A 15,788-nucleotide genomic window follows, 5' to 3' on the forward strand; every position below is an offset into this window, starting at 1 on the left:
TTTTAGCCCTTTTTGATTAAGCTTTTGTATCATATTGGCGGAGCATCTTATCGTAGGCGAAGTTACCGAAAGGAATGAAAGCCGCAAAAAAACCGGCGATGGACCATTTCAAATGCCAGCGAACTTTAAAAGTCACATATGCCAAAACGAGCATATAGATGACAAACAATGCGCCATGAAGAGAGCCTACAATAGTGACTGCCATCGGAATATCTGCAAAATATTTTAGAGGCATGGCAATTAAAAGAAGGGTTAAAAGAGACATACCCTCAATAAAACCCGCCTGTCGAAGACGGCTAATACTTGTATGCATATACAAATCCTCCTGTATAAAAGCTAGTTTCTCATCTTCTAATATAAACGAAAGATCGTCTGGACATGCTAAAATCTACGAAAAATTCAAAATATGTTCATGGAATGCTTAAAAAATGGGAAAAGCCCTTTATTCTTTGTTTGTTTTAGAGAGTACTTGCTTTAAGTGCATAACATCATGTAATAAGTGCTCTGTCATTGCTTGAACCGCTTCTATGGAGCGGCGCTCTTTTATTTCAGAATAGATGGCTGTATGCTCTCTTTGAATGGTTTCAGCACGAGCCCCGCCGCTAAAATGGAAGATGCGGCAATAGTGAATGAGTGCATTCACGTGATTCAATTGTTTGGATAAGCGGTCATTGTGACTCGCCAAAATGATTTTTTGGTGAAAGGCTTCATGTAACTGGACGATCTCTTTAGATGGCAGCTGCTGCTTGATCGCTTCGTCCGCCTGCGTGAGAACCTGCTCAATTTCATCCATTTCTCTTTGCGAGGCTTCCTTACAGGCAAGCTCAACAGCAAGTGTTTCTAAGGCCGCCCGAATTTGATAAAGCTCCTCGACATCTTTTTCTGTTAACGTATAGACGGAATAGCCTGATCGATGATCTGCGATTAAGAGCTCGTCTTTTTCTAACAGTCTCATCGCCTCTCTTACCGGTGATCGGCTTACGCCAAATTGTTTGGCAAGCTGTGTTTCATTGATGCGCTCTCCTGGCTGAAACTGGCCATCAAATATCATTTGCTTCAGCTGTTCATAAAATTGCATGTGATACGGTGCTGGTCTTTCCATCTCGAATGAATTCATCCCATCATTCCCTCTTTTATTCATCATCTTTTGTCTCATGTTATCCAAGTTTTTCCCTCTAGGCAAGCCTGCATCGAAAAGTCAATATCGTACAATCCAAGAGAAAAAGGGTGTGCTACACTAATGATCAGTTCAGTGAAAAGAGGGATCGACATGAACACACAAGAGGAACGAACTGTACATTTTGATCAAGACTTGCAAATAGAGGCGTATCGCTTTCATGGCATCATGCAAAAGTTCCCGAATCATTTTCATACATATTATGTGATTGGATTTATTGAAGATGGTCAAAGACGTTTGATCTGCCAAAATCAAGAATACATCATTGAAAAGGGTGATATCCTTCTTTTCAATCCGTATGATAATCACGCATGTGAACAAATTGATCACAGGACACTCGATTATCGCTGCTTAAATATTGAAGCTGAGGTGCTGGAAAAAATCTTTCAGCACAAGCCGCATTTTAAAGCCCCTGTGTTTTCACAAAGTGAACGAACAAAGCCGTTATATGATCTACATCAAATGATCACAGAAGAAGCGCCTGCTTTGAATAAACAGGAAACCTTCTATTTCTTTATGAAACAGTTGATTGAAGCCTATGCTGATACATCAGAGGAAAAAGCATCACCCGCACGTGCCAACGAACGAAAAGTCCAAGACGTACAGCAATATATCGAAACACATCTCACGGAAAATATCTCGTTAGATGACTTAGGTGAGCTTGTGTCCATGAACAAATATTCATTGCTGCGTGCTTTTACAAAGTTCAGAGGCATCACGCCGTATCGTTATTTACAGACAATCAGGGTGAACTATGCGAAGGAGCTTCTCGCCCAAGGAGTGAAGCCTGTAGATGCGGCTGCCTCCGCTGGATTTTCTGATCAAAGTCATTTCAGTCATTTCTTTTCAGAATTTATTGGGCTCACGCCAGGGCAGTATCAGCAAATTTTTGTAAAGCAGGTAACAGCTGATGAAAAATAAACAGCTGCTTGGTCATTTAGCGGCCATGTTCACCATTTTTTTATGGGGATCCACCTTTATCTCTACCAAAATATTATTAACGGCTTTTTCTCCAACAGAGATTTTATTTTTCCGTTTTTTTATAGGGTACTTGGCTCTGGTGATCATCTATCCAGTCACCATGAAGGTGCGAAATAAAAAGCATGAAGGGATGTTTGCGCTGGCAGGTTTATGCGGTGTGGTCTTATATTACTTTTTAGAAAATGTCGCACTTACTTATACGTTTGCTTCGAATGCAGGTGTCATCAGCTCCGTTGTCCCATTCTTCTCTTTTCTATTGTCTTATTTTTTATTAAAAGATGAGCCGCTGCACAGCCGGTTTTTCATAGGCTTTTTCATCGCAATGACGGGAATCGTGCTGATCAGCATGAATGGAATGACCACGTTTCAATTGAATCCACTCGGTGATGCGTTAGCTTTAACGGCTACCATCGTCTGGGCATTCTATTCCATTTTATCGAAGATGATCAACCAATATGGCTACCATATCATTCAGGTAACAAGGCGTGTCTTCTTTTACGGACTGCTATGGATGATTCCACTGATCTGGCATTTTAAAATTCGTTTAGACTGGGAACGGTTGACGAATCCATCGTTTGCCTTCCACTTGCTGTTTCTAGGCTTTTTCGCATCTGCCATTTGTTTTCTGACATGGAGCTTTTCCGTGAAAACGATCGGTGTGGTGAAATCGAGTGTGTATATTTATGGAGTGCCCATTATTACGATGGTCATTTCAATGATCGTTCTTCACGAGAAATTGACCTTCATGTCTGCGCTTGGAACGGCACTGACCTTAGGAGGTTTGCTGCTTTCAGATAAAAAAAGTACGGGAAGAAAGAAACGTGTGCTGATGCAGGATAAAAAGGCGCTTTGATCAAAAAAGCGTCTTTTGTCCATTGTAAGAACAGACACTCTCTAGTAAACTCGAATTAAATGGTCGACGGTCGACCGATGACGAAGGGGGAAAAATCAATGAAGCATGTTTCAATTGCAGCAATTCCAGGAGACGGGGTTGGAAAGGAAGTTGTGCCTGAAGCCATCCGAGTTTTGAAAGCGATATCAGATGTGCATGGCGGGCTGTCTTTCACCTTTCAGGATTTTCCGTGGAGCTGTGAATATTATTTAGAGTATGGCGAAATGATGCCAAAGGATGGATTGGAACAACTGAAAGCCTTTGACAGTATTTTCTTAGGGGCAGTCGGAGATGCCAATTTAGTGCCGGATCATGTATCGCTTTGGGGATTGCTGATTAAAATTAGACGTGAATTTGAGCAGGTGATTAACGTTAGACCTGCAAAACAGCTGAGCGGTATTCGCTCCCCGCTTGCTCAGCCAAAGGATTTCGATCTTCTTGTTGTAAGAGAAAACGGTGAAGGCGAATATAGTGAAATCGGAGGCCGCATCTATCAAGGGGAAGATCAGCTTGCCATTCAAAATGCTGTTTTCTCCAGAAAAGGGACAGAGAGAGCCATGCGCTTTGCTTTTCAATTAGCAGAAAAAAGACGAAAGCATGTGACAAGTGCAACCAAATCGAATGGAATTGTTCATACAATGCCATTTTGGGATGAAGTGTTTCAAGACGTAGCAAAGGATTATCCAGAGGTGACAGCAGACTCGCAGCACATTGATGCGCTCTCAGCCTTCTTTGTGACAAGACCAGAGAAATTCGATGTGATTGTTGCCAGCAATTTATTTGGCGATATTTTAACTGATCTTGGGGCTGCGATTATGGGAAGTATTGGCGTGGCGCCTGCCGCCAACATCAATGTAAATGGCAAATATCCATCCATGTTTGAGCCTGTACACGGATCAGCCCCAGACATTGCAGGGAAAGGAATTGCCAACCCAATCGGTCAAATTTGGACCGCTAAACTCATGCTTGATCATTTCGGAGAGGAAGAACTAGGTACACACCTGCTCGAAATCATCGAGTCAGTCACAGCAGACGGCTTTTTAACGGCAGACATCGGCGGGGCTTATCAAACACAAGAAATCACAAACGAAATTATCACGCGTTTGAAGAAATAATCCGTCATTAGAACCGCATCTCCACGTCTGCTATAATAAAAGGATGGATAGAAGAAAGAGATGTGAAATCTAGTGTCAAAAACAGTTGTATTAGCAGAGAAACCTTCAGTAGGACGTGACTTAGCGCGTGTATTGAAGTGTCATAAAAAAGGAAATGGTTTTTTAGAAGGAGATCAATACATTGTCACGTGGGCCCTTGGCCATTTGGTCACACTGGCTGATCCAGAAGGCTACGGAAAAGAATTTCAATCCTGGCGTTTAGAGGATTTGCCGATCATTCCAGAGCCGCTCAAGCTTGTCGTCATGAAAAAGACAGGAAAACAATTCCAAGCAGTAAAAGCACAGCTTGCAAGAAAAGATGTAAAAGACATTGTCATCGCAACAGATGCTGGACGTGAAGGGGAGCTTGTCGCAAGATGGATTCTTGAAAAAGCGCATGTGAAAAAGCCGCTAAAACGACTATGGATCTCATCTGTTACGGACAAAGCCATTCAAGAAGGCTTCAAACGACTAAAAGACGGCAGAGAATATGATAATCTGTACCGCTCAGCGGTTGCACGTGCTGAGGCAGACTGGATTGTAGGGATCAACGCAACAAGAGCGCTGACGACCAAGTTCAATGCGCAGCTTTCCTGCGGACGGGTACAAACACCAACGATTGCCATGATCGCCAAACGAGAAGAAGACATTCAGCAATTCCAGCCGAAGCCGTTTTATGGAATGACTGCACAAGTAGATGGACTTACCTTGACGTGGCAGGATGCCAAAACAAAGCAAAACCGCACATTCCAAGAGAATGTCATAAAAGAGCGCTTGGCAGGCTGCAAAGGAAAACCAGCAGTGATCGATGCATTGAAAAAAACAGCGAAAAAAGCTTTTGCTCCAGGGCTGTACGACTTGACTGAATTGCAGCGTGATGCGCATAAACGCTACGGCTTCTCAGCAAAAGAAACATTATCTACGCTTCAGCGGTTGTATGAGCAGCATAAGCTTGTAACATATCCGCGTACAGATTCACGATTTATTTCAGCGGATATCGTTCCTACATTAAAAGATCGATTAAAAGGAATGAATGTCAGACCGTACGCTCAGCATGTGAACCGCATTTTACAATCAGGCGTGAAAGCACACAAAGGCTTTGTCAACGATGCAAAAGTGTCAGATCACCATGCGATCATTCCAACCGAGGAAGAACTGTATCCTGGTGCATTAAGTGATAAAGAGCGTAAATTATATGATCTGATTGCCAAACGATTCCTTGCTGTACTCATGAATCCTTTTGAATACGAGGAAACAACGGTGATCGCCAAAATAGGCAGTGAAACATTCACAGCAAAAGGAAAAACTGTGCAATCAGCCGGCTGGAAAGCTGTGTACGATGAATCCTATGAAGACGAGGAATCAGCCGAAGCAGATCAGCATCTGCCGGTACTTTCCGAAGGGCAATCACTTGAAGTACGCCAGCTGAAAGAAACAAAAGGAGAAACGAAACCTCCTGCTCGTTTTAATGAAGCAACCCTGCTATCTGCTATGGAGAACCCAGCTGCATTTATGCAGAATCAGGAAAAGGATTTAGTGAAAACCCTTGGTGAAACAGGCGGACTAGGGACAGTGGCCACAAGAGCCGATATCATTGAAAAACTGTTTAACAGTTTCTTAATTGAGAAAAAGGGCAAAGACATTTTCATCACATCGAAAGGGAAGCAGCTGCTCTCCTTAGTGCCTGAAGACTTAAAGTCTCCTGCGTTAACAGCGGAATGGGAACAAAAGCTTTCTAAAATCGCAAAAGGACAGCTGAAGGCTTCTCAATTCATGAGTGAAATGAAGTCCTATGCAAAACAAGCCGTATCTGAAATCAAACAAACGAACCAAACCTTTAAGCATGACAATGTCACTGGCACCCATTGTCCGGACTGCGGAAAACTGATGCTGAAAGTAAACGGAAAACATGGCACAATGCTCGTGTGCCAAGACCGAGAATGCGGCCACCGTAAAAATGTGGCGAAGAAAACAAACGCACGCTGCCCGAACTGTCATAAAAAGCTCGAGCTGCGCGGAGAAGGCGATGGCAAAATCTTTGCTTGTGTGTGCGGCCATAGAGAAAAACTGTCTGTTTTCGAAAAACGCAAATCACAATCCAATCAAAAGAAAGCCAGTAAGCACGATGTGTCTAAATATATGAAGAAACAAAAGAAAGTGGAAGAACCAATCAATAACGCACTGGCTGAGCAATTAAAGAAATTAAAATTAGATCAATAGTATTATAAAAACCCATGCGGAAACGCATGGGTTTTCCAATGTAATCAAGCATATCGACATATTGTTTTTCTGAAAATGGGAATGTCTATGCGAAAAGACTCGTAATTTGGTATAAAATATTTATTTAAATTTAAACAGAAACAATCTATAATAAATCGTTAGAATGCTAAGAGAACGGGAGTTGAAAGGGGACACGAATGGATACACCCATACATCGCATAGGTATTGTTTTACTCATTGTCATTCTACTAGGTGGATGTACCTGGAATCAGCAGACGGAATCAGCTTATCCAGTATCACCACAGCCAGTATTGCCCGGAGAATATTTTATTACTCATCACCTCATGACAGATCAAGGCTTGATCCGCACTTCATTTGCAGAGCAGCACATCTACTTATCCGAATCGCTGGGGCTTTGGATGGATTATCTTGTTCGAAAAAAAGACCAAAATTCGTTTGACCAACAATTTGGTGTCCTGCAAGATGAATTTTTACTAGACCATCATCTTCTCAGCTGGCAAATCGAATCTGATCAAAAAAGTAAGGCTAATGCTCTAGTTGATGATTTACGGGTAGTGGCGGCACTTCAAAAGGCAGATCGTTTATGGAAGAATACAGCGTATCAAACAACAGCAAAAGAAATCGCACAAGCGTTAAAAGACAAAAATATGTATAGAGGCATCTTGTCCGATTATTATGATGCATCAACAAATCGAACTTCACACACAATCACACTCTCATATTTAGACCCAAAAGCAATCAAAGAATTGGAATCCCTCAAAATATTCACGAAACAAATGACGAGTAACCAATTGGCCATTCTAAAACAAGCACCGAGAAAAAAAGGATTCTTTCCTAAATCCTATGACATAAAGAAAAAAGCCTATTCATTTGATCGAGAAATCAATATGATTGATCAACTCTATACGGCTCTACATGCCGATCGTGCAAAGGTGAATACGTCCGCGATCATGAAATGGCTTAAAACGACTTTTACAAAAGAAGGAAAATTGTACGGTAGATATAAACTGAGCACATTGCAGCCAGCAGTGACGTATGAATCGCCTTCTGTATATGCGCTGGTCATCTTGTATGCTCTTAAACAAAACGAACCGGAATTCGCAAAAGAGGTGTATGACCGCATGAAAGAATTACAAATTCAAGATCCTCTCAAGGATTATTATGGAGGGTACATGAACGAAAAAGACACACACTCATTTGACAATTTATTGCCTCTCATTGCAGAAAGGGAGCTTTTTAATGAATCGGTTATTCAGTAATACGTATCGTTTATATTATTCTCTGCTCCTCACGTTTGCAGGTCTTATTTTGTTTATGGGCTACCTTGGCGTACATGATGCAGAGAGCTTTTTGATGATCACACTGACTTTTGTCGTGTTAGGATGCGGGATTTTATTTGGCATCTTACCAGCATTAATTTTTACCTTGCTGATGTTGTTCTTTATAGGAAGTGCTATGTTCTTTACAGAGCTTGGCCACACAACCCCCTTCTTTACCAATCAAACATTGCAAGATGTGGTGATTTGGGGCGCAGCCCTCCTCTTTTTCGCGATTTCAGCAGGAAGCTTGCATGAGCGGATTAAGACGATGCGGCAAACCATTGAACAACAAAAGCAGGCTATGAAACAATTTGTGGCGATTGACTCCACCACTGGATTTGACAATGCAGAACGGATGAGGCTGGAATTGTCTGAGGAAATGAAACGGGCAGAACGCTACAAACAGCCATTCGTATTTATCCTTCTTCACATTCATTATGCAGCAGAATTCAAATCGTTATATGGAGAAAAAGAAATGCAGCACCTATTTCAGCAATTAAGTAACAAGATTCGCGAAAGTGTCAGAGAAACCGATAAGAAATTTCGATTATCTGAAGAACGAATAGGCCTGCTGCTTACTCACACACCAGAAGAAAATGTCTCTGTCGTCCTTGAGAAGCTAAAGGATAAATTGAAAAAGCATGTGCTGTTAAACGGCCGTGAAGTCACCTTGACATTTCATGTCTGTCATTTAACAAGCAGTTCGGATTATCGCACGCCAGAACAATTTTTAGAAGAACTAGAAAAAGAGATGATGATGAATGAACTTTAATTCTTTGATGAAATGCTGCTTGATGATTGCTCTCTTTTTGATTCTTTCGTTTCAATACATGGCTTCAGCCGACGCTCTTGCCAAGCCAGATACCCTGATCGTTTATTCAACAGATTCAGGAGAAGCGACTCCAGCAGTGCATATGCTGGATCTACTCGCTGGACATTTTTCCAAACAGACGACGATTGTATCTGATGAACATTTGGCTGAAAAGAAGATCAGCGAATTTCAGCAAGTCATCTATCTAGGGGAAATAAAGAGAACCTTACCAAAACAGACCATTCGTGTAATGAACGAAGCACAGAAGATCATAGCCATTGGATACAATGCTGAACAGCTGCGCCCATTTTCCGCGCTTACTTTTCACAAACAAGATCACACGAGTCAAATCAAATATACAGATGATAAAGCATACCGTCAGCTAGAGAAAAGGATCAGTGCGTTAACGGTTCAAGGGGCAGACTTGCAAAGGGAATTTCTATTGAAAAAACATAAAGCTGATCTTCCATTTGTGATTCAAACAAAGGAAGGTGCCGCCTATATTGGAATCCTAAATGTCGTGCAGCACAGCGAGCTTCTTGCAGAAGTGCTAGAAAAACGCCTTCCTTCTTCTAATCAACTGACCACAAAATACTTAAGGCTTGGGAACATCAGTCCTGTCACTGACGAAAAGAAGCTGCTTGAGCTTGGACAATACGTATCCACTCAGCATATTCCGTTTCTAATAGCGGTAACCCCTGTTTGGGTGGATCGAACAACAGGCGATGAAGTGACACTGAGTGACCGCCCGAAGCTTGTAAAAGTGTTAAAACAATTGCAAAGCGATGGAGCCAGCATCATTCTCCATGGATTTAGCCGTACGTATCGCACGGAGGATTCTGGTCAGGACTTTGAGTTCTGGGATGCAAAGAATGATCAGTCCATTACGTCAAATGACCCTAAAAAAGCTGAGAAGAAGCAAAGTGAAAGCCATTTTTCGAATGAAAAAGACTTCCATGCTTATACGAGATCGAATCAGCAGCAAGAAACCATCTATACAGAAGAAAAACTGACAAAAGGCATTGAGTTTCTTGCGCAGCAAGGTCTCTATCCACTGGCATTCGAGGTGCCGCATGATGCCATATCTCAACAAGGCTACGAAGTGATATCAAGGCATGTGTCCAGTCTGTTTGGACAGGTACAGCTGTCGGATCATACTTGGAAAACAGCCGGTGCTCCGCCGCTCGTGACGAAACCCGACATGCTTCATGGCATGACTTTATATCCTCAGCAATCAGTAGAGCCAGCGTCTGACGAAGAAGGTTCAAATATTTTAACAGAACAAAAGATTCAATCCATCCAGCATCTTCAATCAGCCGCAATCGGGCTGTCCTATGATGTGGAATCCGGAATAGCTGGATTGCAGAATCTGATGACGCAGATGGATGCAATTCCTTCTAGTGAATGGCTGGATTTAAAGAAAACAAAACAGACAGTCCAAACACCACATGTACAGATCAAAACATCAGGGGATGGACATATTCATGTAGAACAATCCAATAGAGCGGAAACCACAACAGTTAAACGAAGCGGCATGGAAAATATGCTGCGAATTCTCACCGTCGTGGTGATGCTGTTTATTGCGGCATTTGCTTTTTACACATTGTATTTAAGACTGACAATGAAAAAACGTATTTTTAAGGAGAGAAAATTAGGTGGCTGATGTCTTATTTTATCTTTCATTAATACTGATTTGGATCATGCTCCTATACCACATGTTTCTCATGCAGGGCGGCTTTCAGCACTACCTGACCTACGAAAAAGTGCTGCCTGAATGGACGAAACAAGGGAAAGAACTGCCGACCGTCAGCATTCTGATTCCTGCTCATAATGAAGAAGTTGTCATTCGGCAAACGCTAAAAGCAATGGTCCAGCTATCCTATCCTAAACATCTCCTTGAAATCATTGTGATTAATGACAATTCCTCCGATGGCACAGGGGACATCGTGCAGTCATTCAGTGAGCAATATGATCATGTCCATATGATTGAAACGAAACCGCCATTTGCAGGAAAGGGAAAATCAACTGCACTGAATGAAGGCTTAAAGGCTTCAACAGGAGAAGTCATCTGCGTATACGATGCAGATAACATGCCTGAACAAAAGGCCGTCTATCATTTGGTTCTTGGTTTATTGAATGACCCAAAGGCAGGCGCTGTTGTCGGGAAATTCAGGGTCATCAATGCAGCCAAAAATCTGCTGACCAAATTTATTAATATTGAGACCATCTGCTTTCAATGGATGGCGCAAGGCGGAAGATGGAAGTGGTTTGGCATTGCGACAATACCGGGCACCAACTTCGCCATCCGCCGGCACATTTTAGAAGAGCTTGGCGGCTGGGATGTTCATGCGTTGGCTGAAGACACCGAATTAACGATCCGTGTCTATAACCTTGGCTATGTCATTCGATTTTTCCCAGCTGCGATTACATGGGAACAAGAGCCTGAGACATGGAAGGTCTGGTGGCGGCAAAGAACGCGCTGGGCTCGAGGCAATCAATATGTTGTCCTCAAATTTTTGAAACAGTTTATGAAGCTGAAACGAAAACGAATGATTTTTGATTTGTTTTATTTCTTCTTTACGTATTTCTTATTTTTCTTCGGTGTCCTGCTCTCAAATGGCATCTTTATCGTGAACCTATTTGTTGACCTTCACTTATCTGTAGGGGCTGTTGCACTGATCCTGTGGGGATTGGCCTTCTTCCTCTTTCTAACAGAAGTGATGATTACACTAAGTATTGAGAAAACAGAGCTCACCAAACAAAATATACTCATTGTGGCGCTCATGTACTTCACTTATTCTCAAGTATGGATTGCGCTAGTCGTGTACTCCTTATGTGTAGAGGCAAAGAGCCGTTTATTCAAACAAGAAGTGAAATGGTACAAAACTGAGCGTTACGATCAACAACAAAAGAAAAGCGGGTGACAAATTGAAATCGGTAAAATGGATGATTTTTATATTGATGATATCCCTTGCCATTCAGCCTTTTTTCATGGCGGGTCAAGCAATGGCGCAATCAAATCGAGTACAAGTGAAAGATGACTGGATTCGCTCATCTAAAGGAAGTCAAACGGAAACGCAAGCATTATCAGAAGATGTAGTAACCTTGTATGGACAAGAAGACCGCACTGAATTTTCCTATCAAATAGAGAGAGGAAAAGTTGAGTCTAGCACCCTTACATTAAATATAGAGGCTTCACCATTACTTATTTCGCCATCTTCGTTCACAGTCATGATTGATGGAGAGATTGAAAAGACCATTCCCGTATCAGGGAAAAATCAAAAGAAATCAATTCAAATCAAATTGAACAAAGCGCAATTGAAAAAAGGTTCTCATCAAATTCAGCTCACATTTTATGGCGTGTTAAAAGAAGGTGTGTGTATCAACCAAGAGACACCTGCCAATTGGCTGAAAGTATATCCTGAAAGTGAGCTGGATTTCAAAGGAACTCAAACGAAAGACGTGACGTTAGACAGCTTCCCTTCATTTTTCATTCAAACAGGTGATCAGAAAGAACAAACAGATATTGTGATTCCAAATTCACCGGAAGCAGCTGAATTAGAAGCGGCTATGAAAGTATACCGGACGTTGAAAAACAAAGACCGCCAAGCAGACCTCAAACTCGTCCAAGAAAAGGACCTCAAGCAAATCGCTCATCCAACCATTGCTGTGGGAGCAAAAGGAAACTGGGATGGACGAGTGAAATCGATCGAGCAAGCTGCAAAGATGAAAACAGCAAGCGATCAGCTCACGTTAGCGGTGAGAACCTTGACAGGAAAGAAAAAAGAACAGCCCATTTTATTTGTCACTGCTAAGCAGCCAAAAACAATTGCTGAAAAAATCAATGTCCTGACTCAACCAGAACTGACAGGTCAGCTCACTGGGACAGATTTACTCCTTCAAAAGGTTACTGTTAAAACATCAAAACCATCTCATCAAATTCGTTTAAAAGATTTTGGTGGTGATGATGTCACGGTTGGAACCAAAAAGACGGCATCTGATCATTACTATTATCCAAAGGCATTGATCGCTCATCAAAAATCAGGAGCTAAACTAAATCTATCATTTAAAAAATCTGATACAGCGAACAAAGCGGAACGCTTAACAGTCATGATCAATAACGAACCGCACGACGTACCGTTAACAAAACTAGGAAACAAAGATGAGAATGGATTCTATCATGTGTCAATTCCAGTAGATTCACAAGTACTCCAAAAGAACGAATATATTGATTTGCAATTTGTTACTACAGGCTTTAAAAACATGGAAGCCTGCAGACATACGGATGAAGAAGGCTGGATTTACATTGATAAGAACAGCTCTCTTCAAATACCAGAAGGGACGACTAGTGATACACCGGATTTAGCTGCATGGCCGCTTCCTTTCACATCAAAAACGCAGCAAGGAAAAACATTGATCATCATGCCAGATCAAATCAAGCAAGAAACGATCAATCAAATGGCGATGCTGACAGAATCATTTAGTCAGCCGGAAGCTGCCCAATATCATTTGATCGAAGCTTCAAATGTGACAAATGATCAATTGAAAGATCACTCTCTCATTTTCATCGGGGGCATTCAAACGTTCTCTCTTTTAAAAGAAAAGGCAGACGATCTCATCGTTCCAGTGAAAAAGGATCAGTATGATGTATCCTCCTTTGGCATGATCAATGAAACGACTGCTCGTATTGTATGGACGCAGCCATCTGTATGGAATAAAGAACAAACAATGACCGTCTTTTCCGGAATGAATGCAGCTGACGCTGATCTTTCACATGAAGTGATTCATTTCCTGCAAACAAATACGGAAACGGCAACAGTTGCAATCGAGAGCAAAAACAAAGACATGTTCTCTAATCATCAAACGGTCAGCAGCACAACAAATGATCTCCCAAAAGATGAAAAGCAAGGCATCAATGATTCTTGGATTTACTTTGCATGTATCGCTGCACTGATTATTTTTGTGGTCGTGATGATTATTTATTTCGTGCGAAAAAACCGCAAAAAGACTGATTGATAAACGATCAAAAGACCTTGAAAAAATGTCTTTACTTTGGTGTTAAACGGGAGTATGATCTCTTTTATAAAAGACCAATCGCTGAATCATTTCGATGAGCGGGGGAACCATTGGTGGTGCAGGACACCACGTGGGGTGAATCCTTTTTAGGTAGGGCAAAGTCTCATGCGCCCGAATCCGTCAGCTAACCTCGTAAGCGTTAAAGAGAGCAAAGACCAACCTGTGATCTAAACAATAGACGCAGGGGCATTCTATTGCCTCTGTGTCTTTTTGGCGATCCATCTTTTGTAACTTAAATCGTTTGACACTAAAGGAGCGGGCATCACATGTACAGTTTGATGAAGCGTATTTTAATTGGGAAACCATTAAAATCACAGGCAGCAGGAGAACAAAAACTATCAAAAATCAAAGCGTTGGCATTATTGTCATCAGACGCATTGTCATCCGTTGCATACGGTACAGAACAAATCTTGATAGTTCTTTCAGTCGTTAGTGCAGCAGCATTTTGGTACTCACTCCCGATTGCAGGTTGTGTATTAATTCTTTTAATGGCGTTAATTCTATCTTACCGCCAGATTATTTATGCTTATCCAGAAGGCGGCGGAGCCTATGTCGTCTCTAGCAGAAACTTAGGTGAAAAACCAGGACTGGTCGCTGGCGGATCATTGCTTGTAGATTATATTTTGACTGTAGCAGTGAGCATATCAGCGGGTACCGATGCCGTCACATCGGCTTTTCCGGCACTATATCCATATCATGTGCTGATTTCAATTGTATTGGTCATCTTGATTATGGTGCTCAACCTTCGTGGATTGACAGAATCGGCATCTATTTTGGCTTATCCCGTATACTTGTTTGTCATATCACTCCTTATATTAATTGGAGTCGGCGGTTTTAAATTATTAACAGGAGGCGTTCCTCCAGCACCTGAGCATACAGCGATAGGCACGCATGTACCTGGCATTACATTGTTTCTTTTATTAAAAGCATTTTCGTCTGGCTGTTCTGCACTGACTGGGGTAGAAGCCATTTCAAATACCATTCCATCCTTTAAAAAACCAGCTGCACAAAATGCAGCGAGAACATTATTGATGATGGGTGGATTACTAGCTGTATTATTTGTTGGCGTGACATTGCTTGCGTTTGGTTTTGGCATCTCACCAAAGCCAGAAGAAACGGTTGTATCACAAATTGCATCAGATACATTTGGACGTACATTTTTCTATTATGTCATTCAAGCTGTCACAGCTTTAATCTTGATATTAGCGGCAAACACAGGCTTTTCCGCCTTTCCTTTATTGGCGGTCAACTTAGCAAAGGATAAATATATGCCGCGCATGTTTACTGTAAGAGGGGATCGACTCGGTTATTCTAATGGCATTATCTTTTTAGGTGTAGCTTCTATGCTGCTCATTTGGTTGTTTGATGGGAAAACGGAACACCTCATTCCGCTATATGCTGTAGGTGTATTTATTCCATTTACGTTGTCACAGACCGGTATGTGTGTGAAGTGGATTCGTGAAAAACCGCAGGGCTGGAAAACGAAAATGCCTATCAATATAGTCGGAGCACTGATTTCTTTCACCGTTCTCATGATTCTCATTTTGACCAAGTTCCATCTTGTATGGCCAGTATTTGTTTTCATGCCAATTGTGCTATTGATCTTTCATTCCATTAAAAAGCATTATCTGTCTGTTGGAGAACAACTGCGTTTAATGAATGAAACAGAGCCTGTTGAGATTAAAGGAAATGTGGTCATCGTGCCAATTGCCGGTGTAACACGTGTCGTCGAGCAATCTGTTCAATATGCAAAATCCTTATCAGATCAAGTCATAGCAGTTCATGTATCCTTTGATAAAGAAAAGGATAAGAAAATTGAAGCGGATTGGGAAAAACTGAACAGCGGTGTGCGGCTTGTGATATTGCATTCGTCTTATCGAAGTCTTATTCATCCGCTTGATAAATTTCTTGAAACGGTTGAGGCAAAAGCAAATGCGCATCAATATAAAGTGATGGTGCTCGTGCCTCAATTTATCCCGAAAAAAAGATGGCATACGATCTTGCATAACCAATCTGCCTTTTTATTAAGGTTCCGTCTATTATGGAAACGGGATATTGTGGTCGCCACCCTTCCATATCATTTTAAAAAGTAGCAGCAAGTTGAAACGTTTGATCAAAAGGGTGCGGTGGTATGGAG

The 15,788-nt window shown here is 41.7% G+C and carries 12 protein-coding genes and 1 riboswitch; of the genes, 10 read left to right on the top strand and 2 right to left on the bottom strand.

The window, feature by feature from the left end; genetic code table 11:
- Positions 1-16 precede the first annotated feature (16 nt).
- Both MHB41_RS02315 and MHB41_RS02320 read right to left on the bottom strand, forming a co-directional pair.
- Complete coding sequence (locus MHB41_RS02315) at positions 17-313, bottom strand: DUF3817 domain-containing protein (protein ID WP_340899327.1); 297 nt, start codon at positions 311-313, stop codon at positions 17-19.
- Between the two features lie 129 nt (positions 314-442).
- Positions 443-1,117 carry a GntR family transcriptional regulator gene (locus MHB41_RS02320; RefSeq protein ID WP_061110675.1) on the bottom strand — a complete coding sequence of 225 codons (675 nt, stop codon included), beginning with the start codon at positions 1,115-1,117 and terminating at the stop codon, positions 443-445.
- A gap of 153 nt (positions 1,118-1,270) precedes the next feature.
- Between MHB41_RS02320 and MHB41_RS02325 the strand changes: the two genes are divergently transcribed.
- The 10 genes from MHB41_RS02325 to MHB41_RS02370 all read left to right on the top strand — a co-directional run bounded on the left by MHB41_RS02325 (position 1,271) and on the right by MHB41_RS02370 (position 15,744).
- On the top strand, positions 1,271-2,098 hold the full coding sequence (locus MHB41_RS02325; RefSeq protein WP_061110668.1) for an AraC family transcriptional regulator: 828 nt from the start codon (positions 1,271-1,273) through the stop codon (positions 2,096-2,098).
- Positions 2,088-3,011: a DMT family transporter gene (locus MHB41_RS02330; RefSeq protein WP_061110669.1), complete on the top strand. Its 924-nt coding sequence runs from the start codon at positions 2,088-2,090 to the stop codon at positions 3,009-3,011. The genes MHB41_RS02325 and MHB41_RS02330 overlap by 11 nt, the downstream gene beginning before the upstream one ends.
- A gap of 98 nt (positions 3,012-3,109) precedes the next feature.
- Positions 3,110-4,165 (top strand): tartrate dehydrogenase, encoded by a 1,056-nt coding sequence (locus MHB41_RS02335; protein WP_061110670.1) that lies wholly within the window; start codon positions 3,110-3,112, stop codon positions 4,163-4,165.
- A gap of 72 nt (positions 4,166-4,237) precedes the next feature.
- Positions 4,238-6,424, top strand: coding sequence for a DNA topoisomerase III (locus MHB41_RS02340; protein WP_041116726.1), 2,187 nt, complete (start codon positions 4,238-4,240; stop codon positions 6,422-6,424).
- A 197-nt stretch (positions 6,425-6,621) separates the two neighbouring features.
- Positions 6,622-7,704, top strand: a complete 1,083-nt coding sequence (locus MHB41_RS02345) for a glycosyl hydrolase family 8 (protein WP_340899322.1) — start codon at positions 6,622-6,624, stop codon at positions 7,702-7,704.
- Positions 7,685-8,536 carry a diguanylate cyclase gene (locus MHB41_RS02350; protein ID WP_046313943.1) on the top strand — a complete coding sequence of 284 codons (852 nt, stop codon included), beginning with the start codon at positions 7,685-7,687 and terminating at the stop codon, positions 8,534-8,536. The genes MHB41_RS02345 and MHB41_RS02350 overlap by 20 nt, the downstream gene beginning before the upstream one ends.
- Positions 8,526-10,238 (top strand): DUF2334 domain-containing protein, encoded by a 1,713-nt coding sequence (locus tag MHB41_RS02355; RefSeq protein WP_046313945.1) that lies wholly within the window; start codon positions 8,526-8,528, stop codon positions 10,236-10,238. Before MHB41_RS02350 ends, MHB41_RS02355 begins: the two co-directional genes overlap by 11 nt.
- A complete protein-coding gene (locus tag MHB41_RS02360; protein WP_024427352.1) occupies positions 10,231-11,499 on the top strand; it encodes a glycosyltransferase in 1,269 nt (422 codons plus the stop codon). Before MHB41_RS02355 ends, MHB41_RS02360 begins: the two co-directional genes overlap by 8 nt.
- A gap of 4 nt (positions 11,500-11,503) precedes the next feature.
- Positions 11,504-13,591, top strand: a complete 2,088-nt coding sequence (locus MHB41_RS02365) for a cellulose biosynthesis cyclic di-GMP-binding regulatory protein BcsB (protein WP_061110672.1) — start codon at positions 11,504-11,506, stop codon at positions 13,589-13,591.
- 69 nt (positions 13,592-13,660) lie between these two features.
- Positions 13,661-13,805, top strand: a riboswitch (cyclic di-AMP (ydaO/yuaA leader).
- 112 nt (positions 13,806-13,917) lie between these two features.
- Positions 13,918-15,744, top strand: a complete 1,827-nt coding sequence (locus tag MHB41_RS02370; RefSeq protein WP_034283853.1) for an APC family permease — start codon at positions 13,918-13,920, stop codon at positions 15,742-15,744.
- Positions 15,745-15,788: the final 44 nt, after the last annotated feature.

Source organism: Bacillus sp. FSL H7-0578, from assembly GCF_038630855.1.
Taxonomy (GTDB): domain Bacteria; phylum Bacillota; class Bacilli; order Bacillales; family Bacillaceae; genus Bacillus; species Bacillus safensis.

What these genes read in the sequence shown, in the direction of transcription:
- MHB41_RS02320 (WP_061110675.1), bottom strand. Translation starts at nt 1,117, where the DNA reads ATGAATTCATTCGAGATGGAAAGACCAGCACCGTATCACATGCAATTT.
- MHB41_RS02350 (WP_046313943.1), top strand. Translation starts at nt 7,685, where the DNA reads ATGAATCGGTTATTCAGTAATACGTATCGTTTATATTATTCTCTGCTC.
- MHB41_RS02355 (WP_046313945.1), top strand. Translation starts at nt 8,526, where the DNA reads ATGAACTTTAATTCTTTGATGAAATGCTGCTTGATGATTGCTCTCTTT.
- MHB41_RS02335 (WP_061110670.1), top strand. Translation starts at nt 3,110, where the DNA reads ATGAAGCATGTTTCAATTGCAGCAATTCCAGGAGACGGGGTTGGAAAG.
- MHB41_RS02325 (WP_061110668.1), top strand. Translation starts at nt 1,271, where the DNA reads ATGAACACACAAGAGGAACGAACTGTACATTTTGATCAAGACTTGCAA.
- MHB41_RS02315 (WP_340899327.1), bottom strand. Translation starts at nt 313, where the DNA reads ATGCATACAAGTATTAGCCGTCTTCGACAGGCGGGTTTTATTGAGGGT.
- MHB41_RS02330 (WP_061110669.1), top strand. Translation starts at nt 2,088, where the DNA reads ATGAAAAATAAACAGCTGCTTGGTCATTTAGCGGCCATGTTCACCATT.
- MHB41_RS02370 (WP_034283853.1), top strand. Translation starts at nt 13,918, where the DNA reads ATGTACAGTTTGATGAAGCGTATTTTAATTGGGAAACCATTAAAATCA.
- MHB41_RS02345 (WP_340899322.1), top strand. Translation starts at nt 6,622, where the DNA reads ATGGATACACCCATACATCGCATAGGTATTGTTTTACTCATTGTCATT.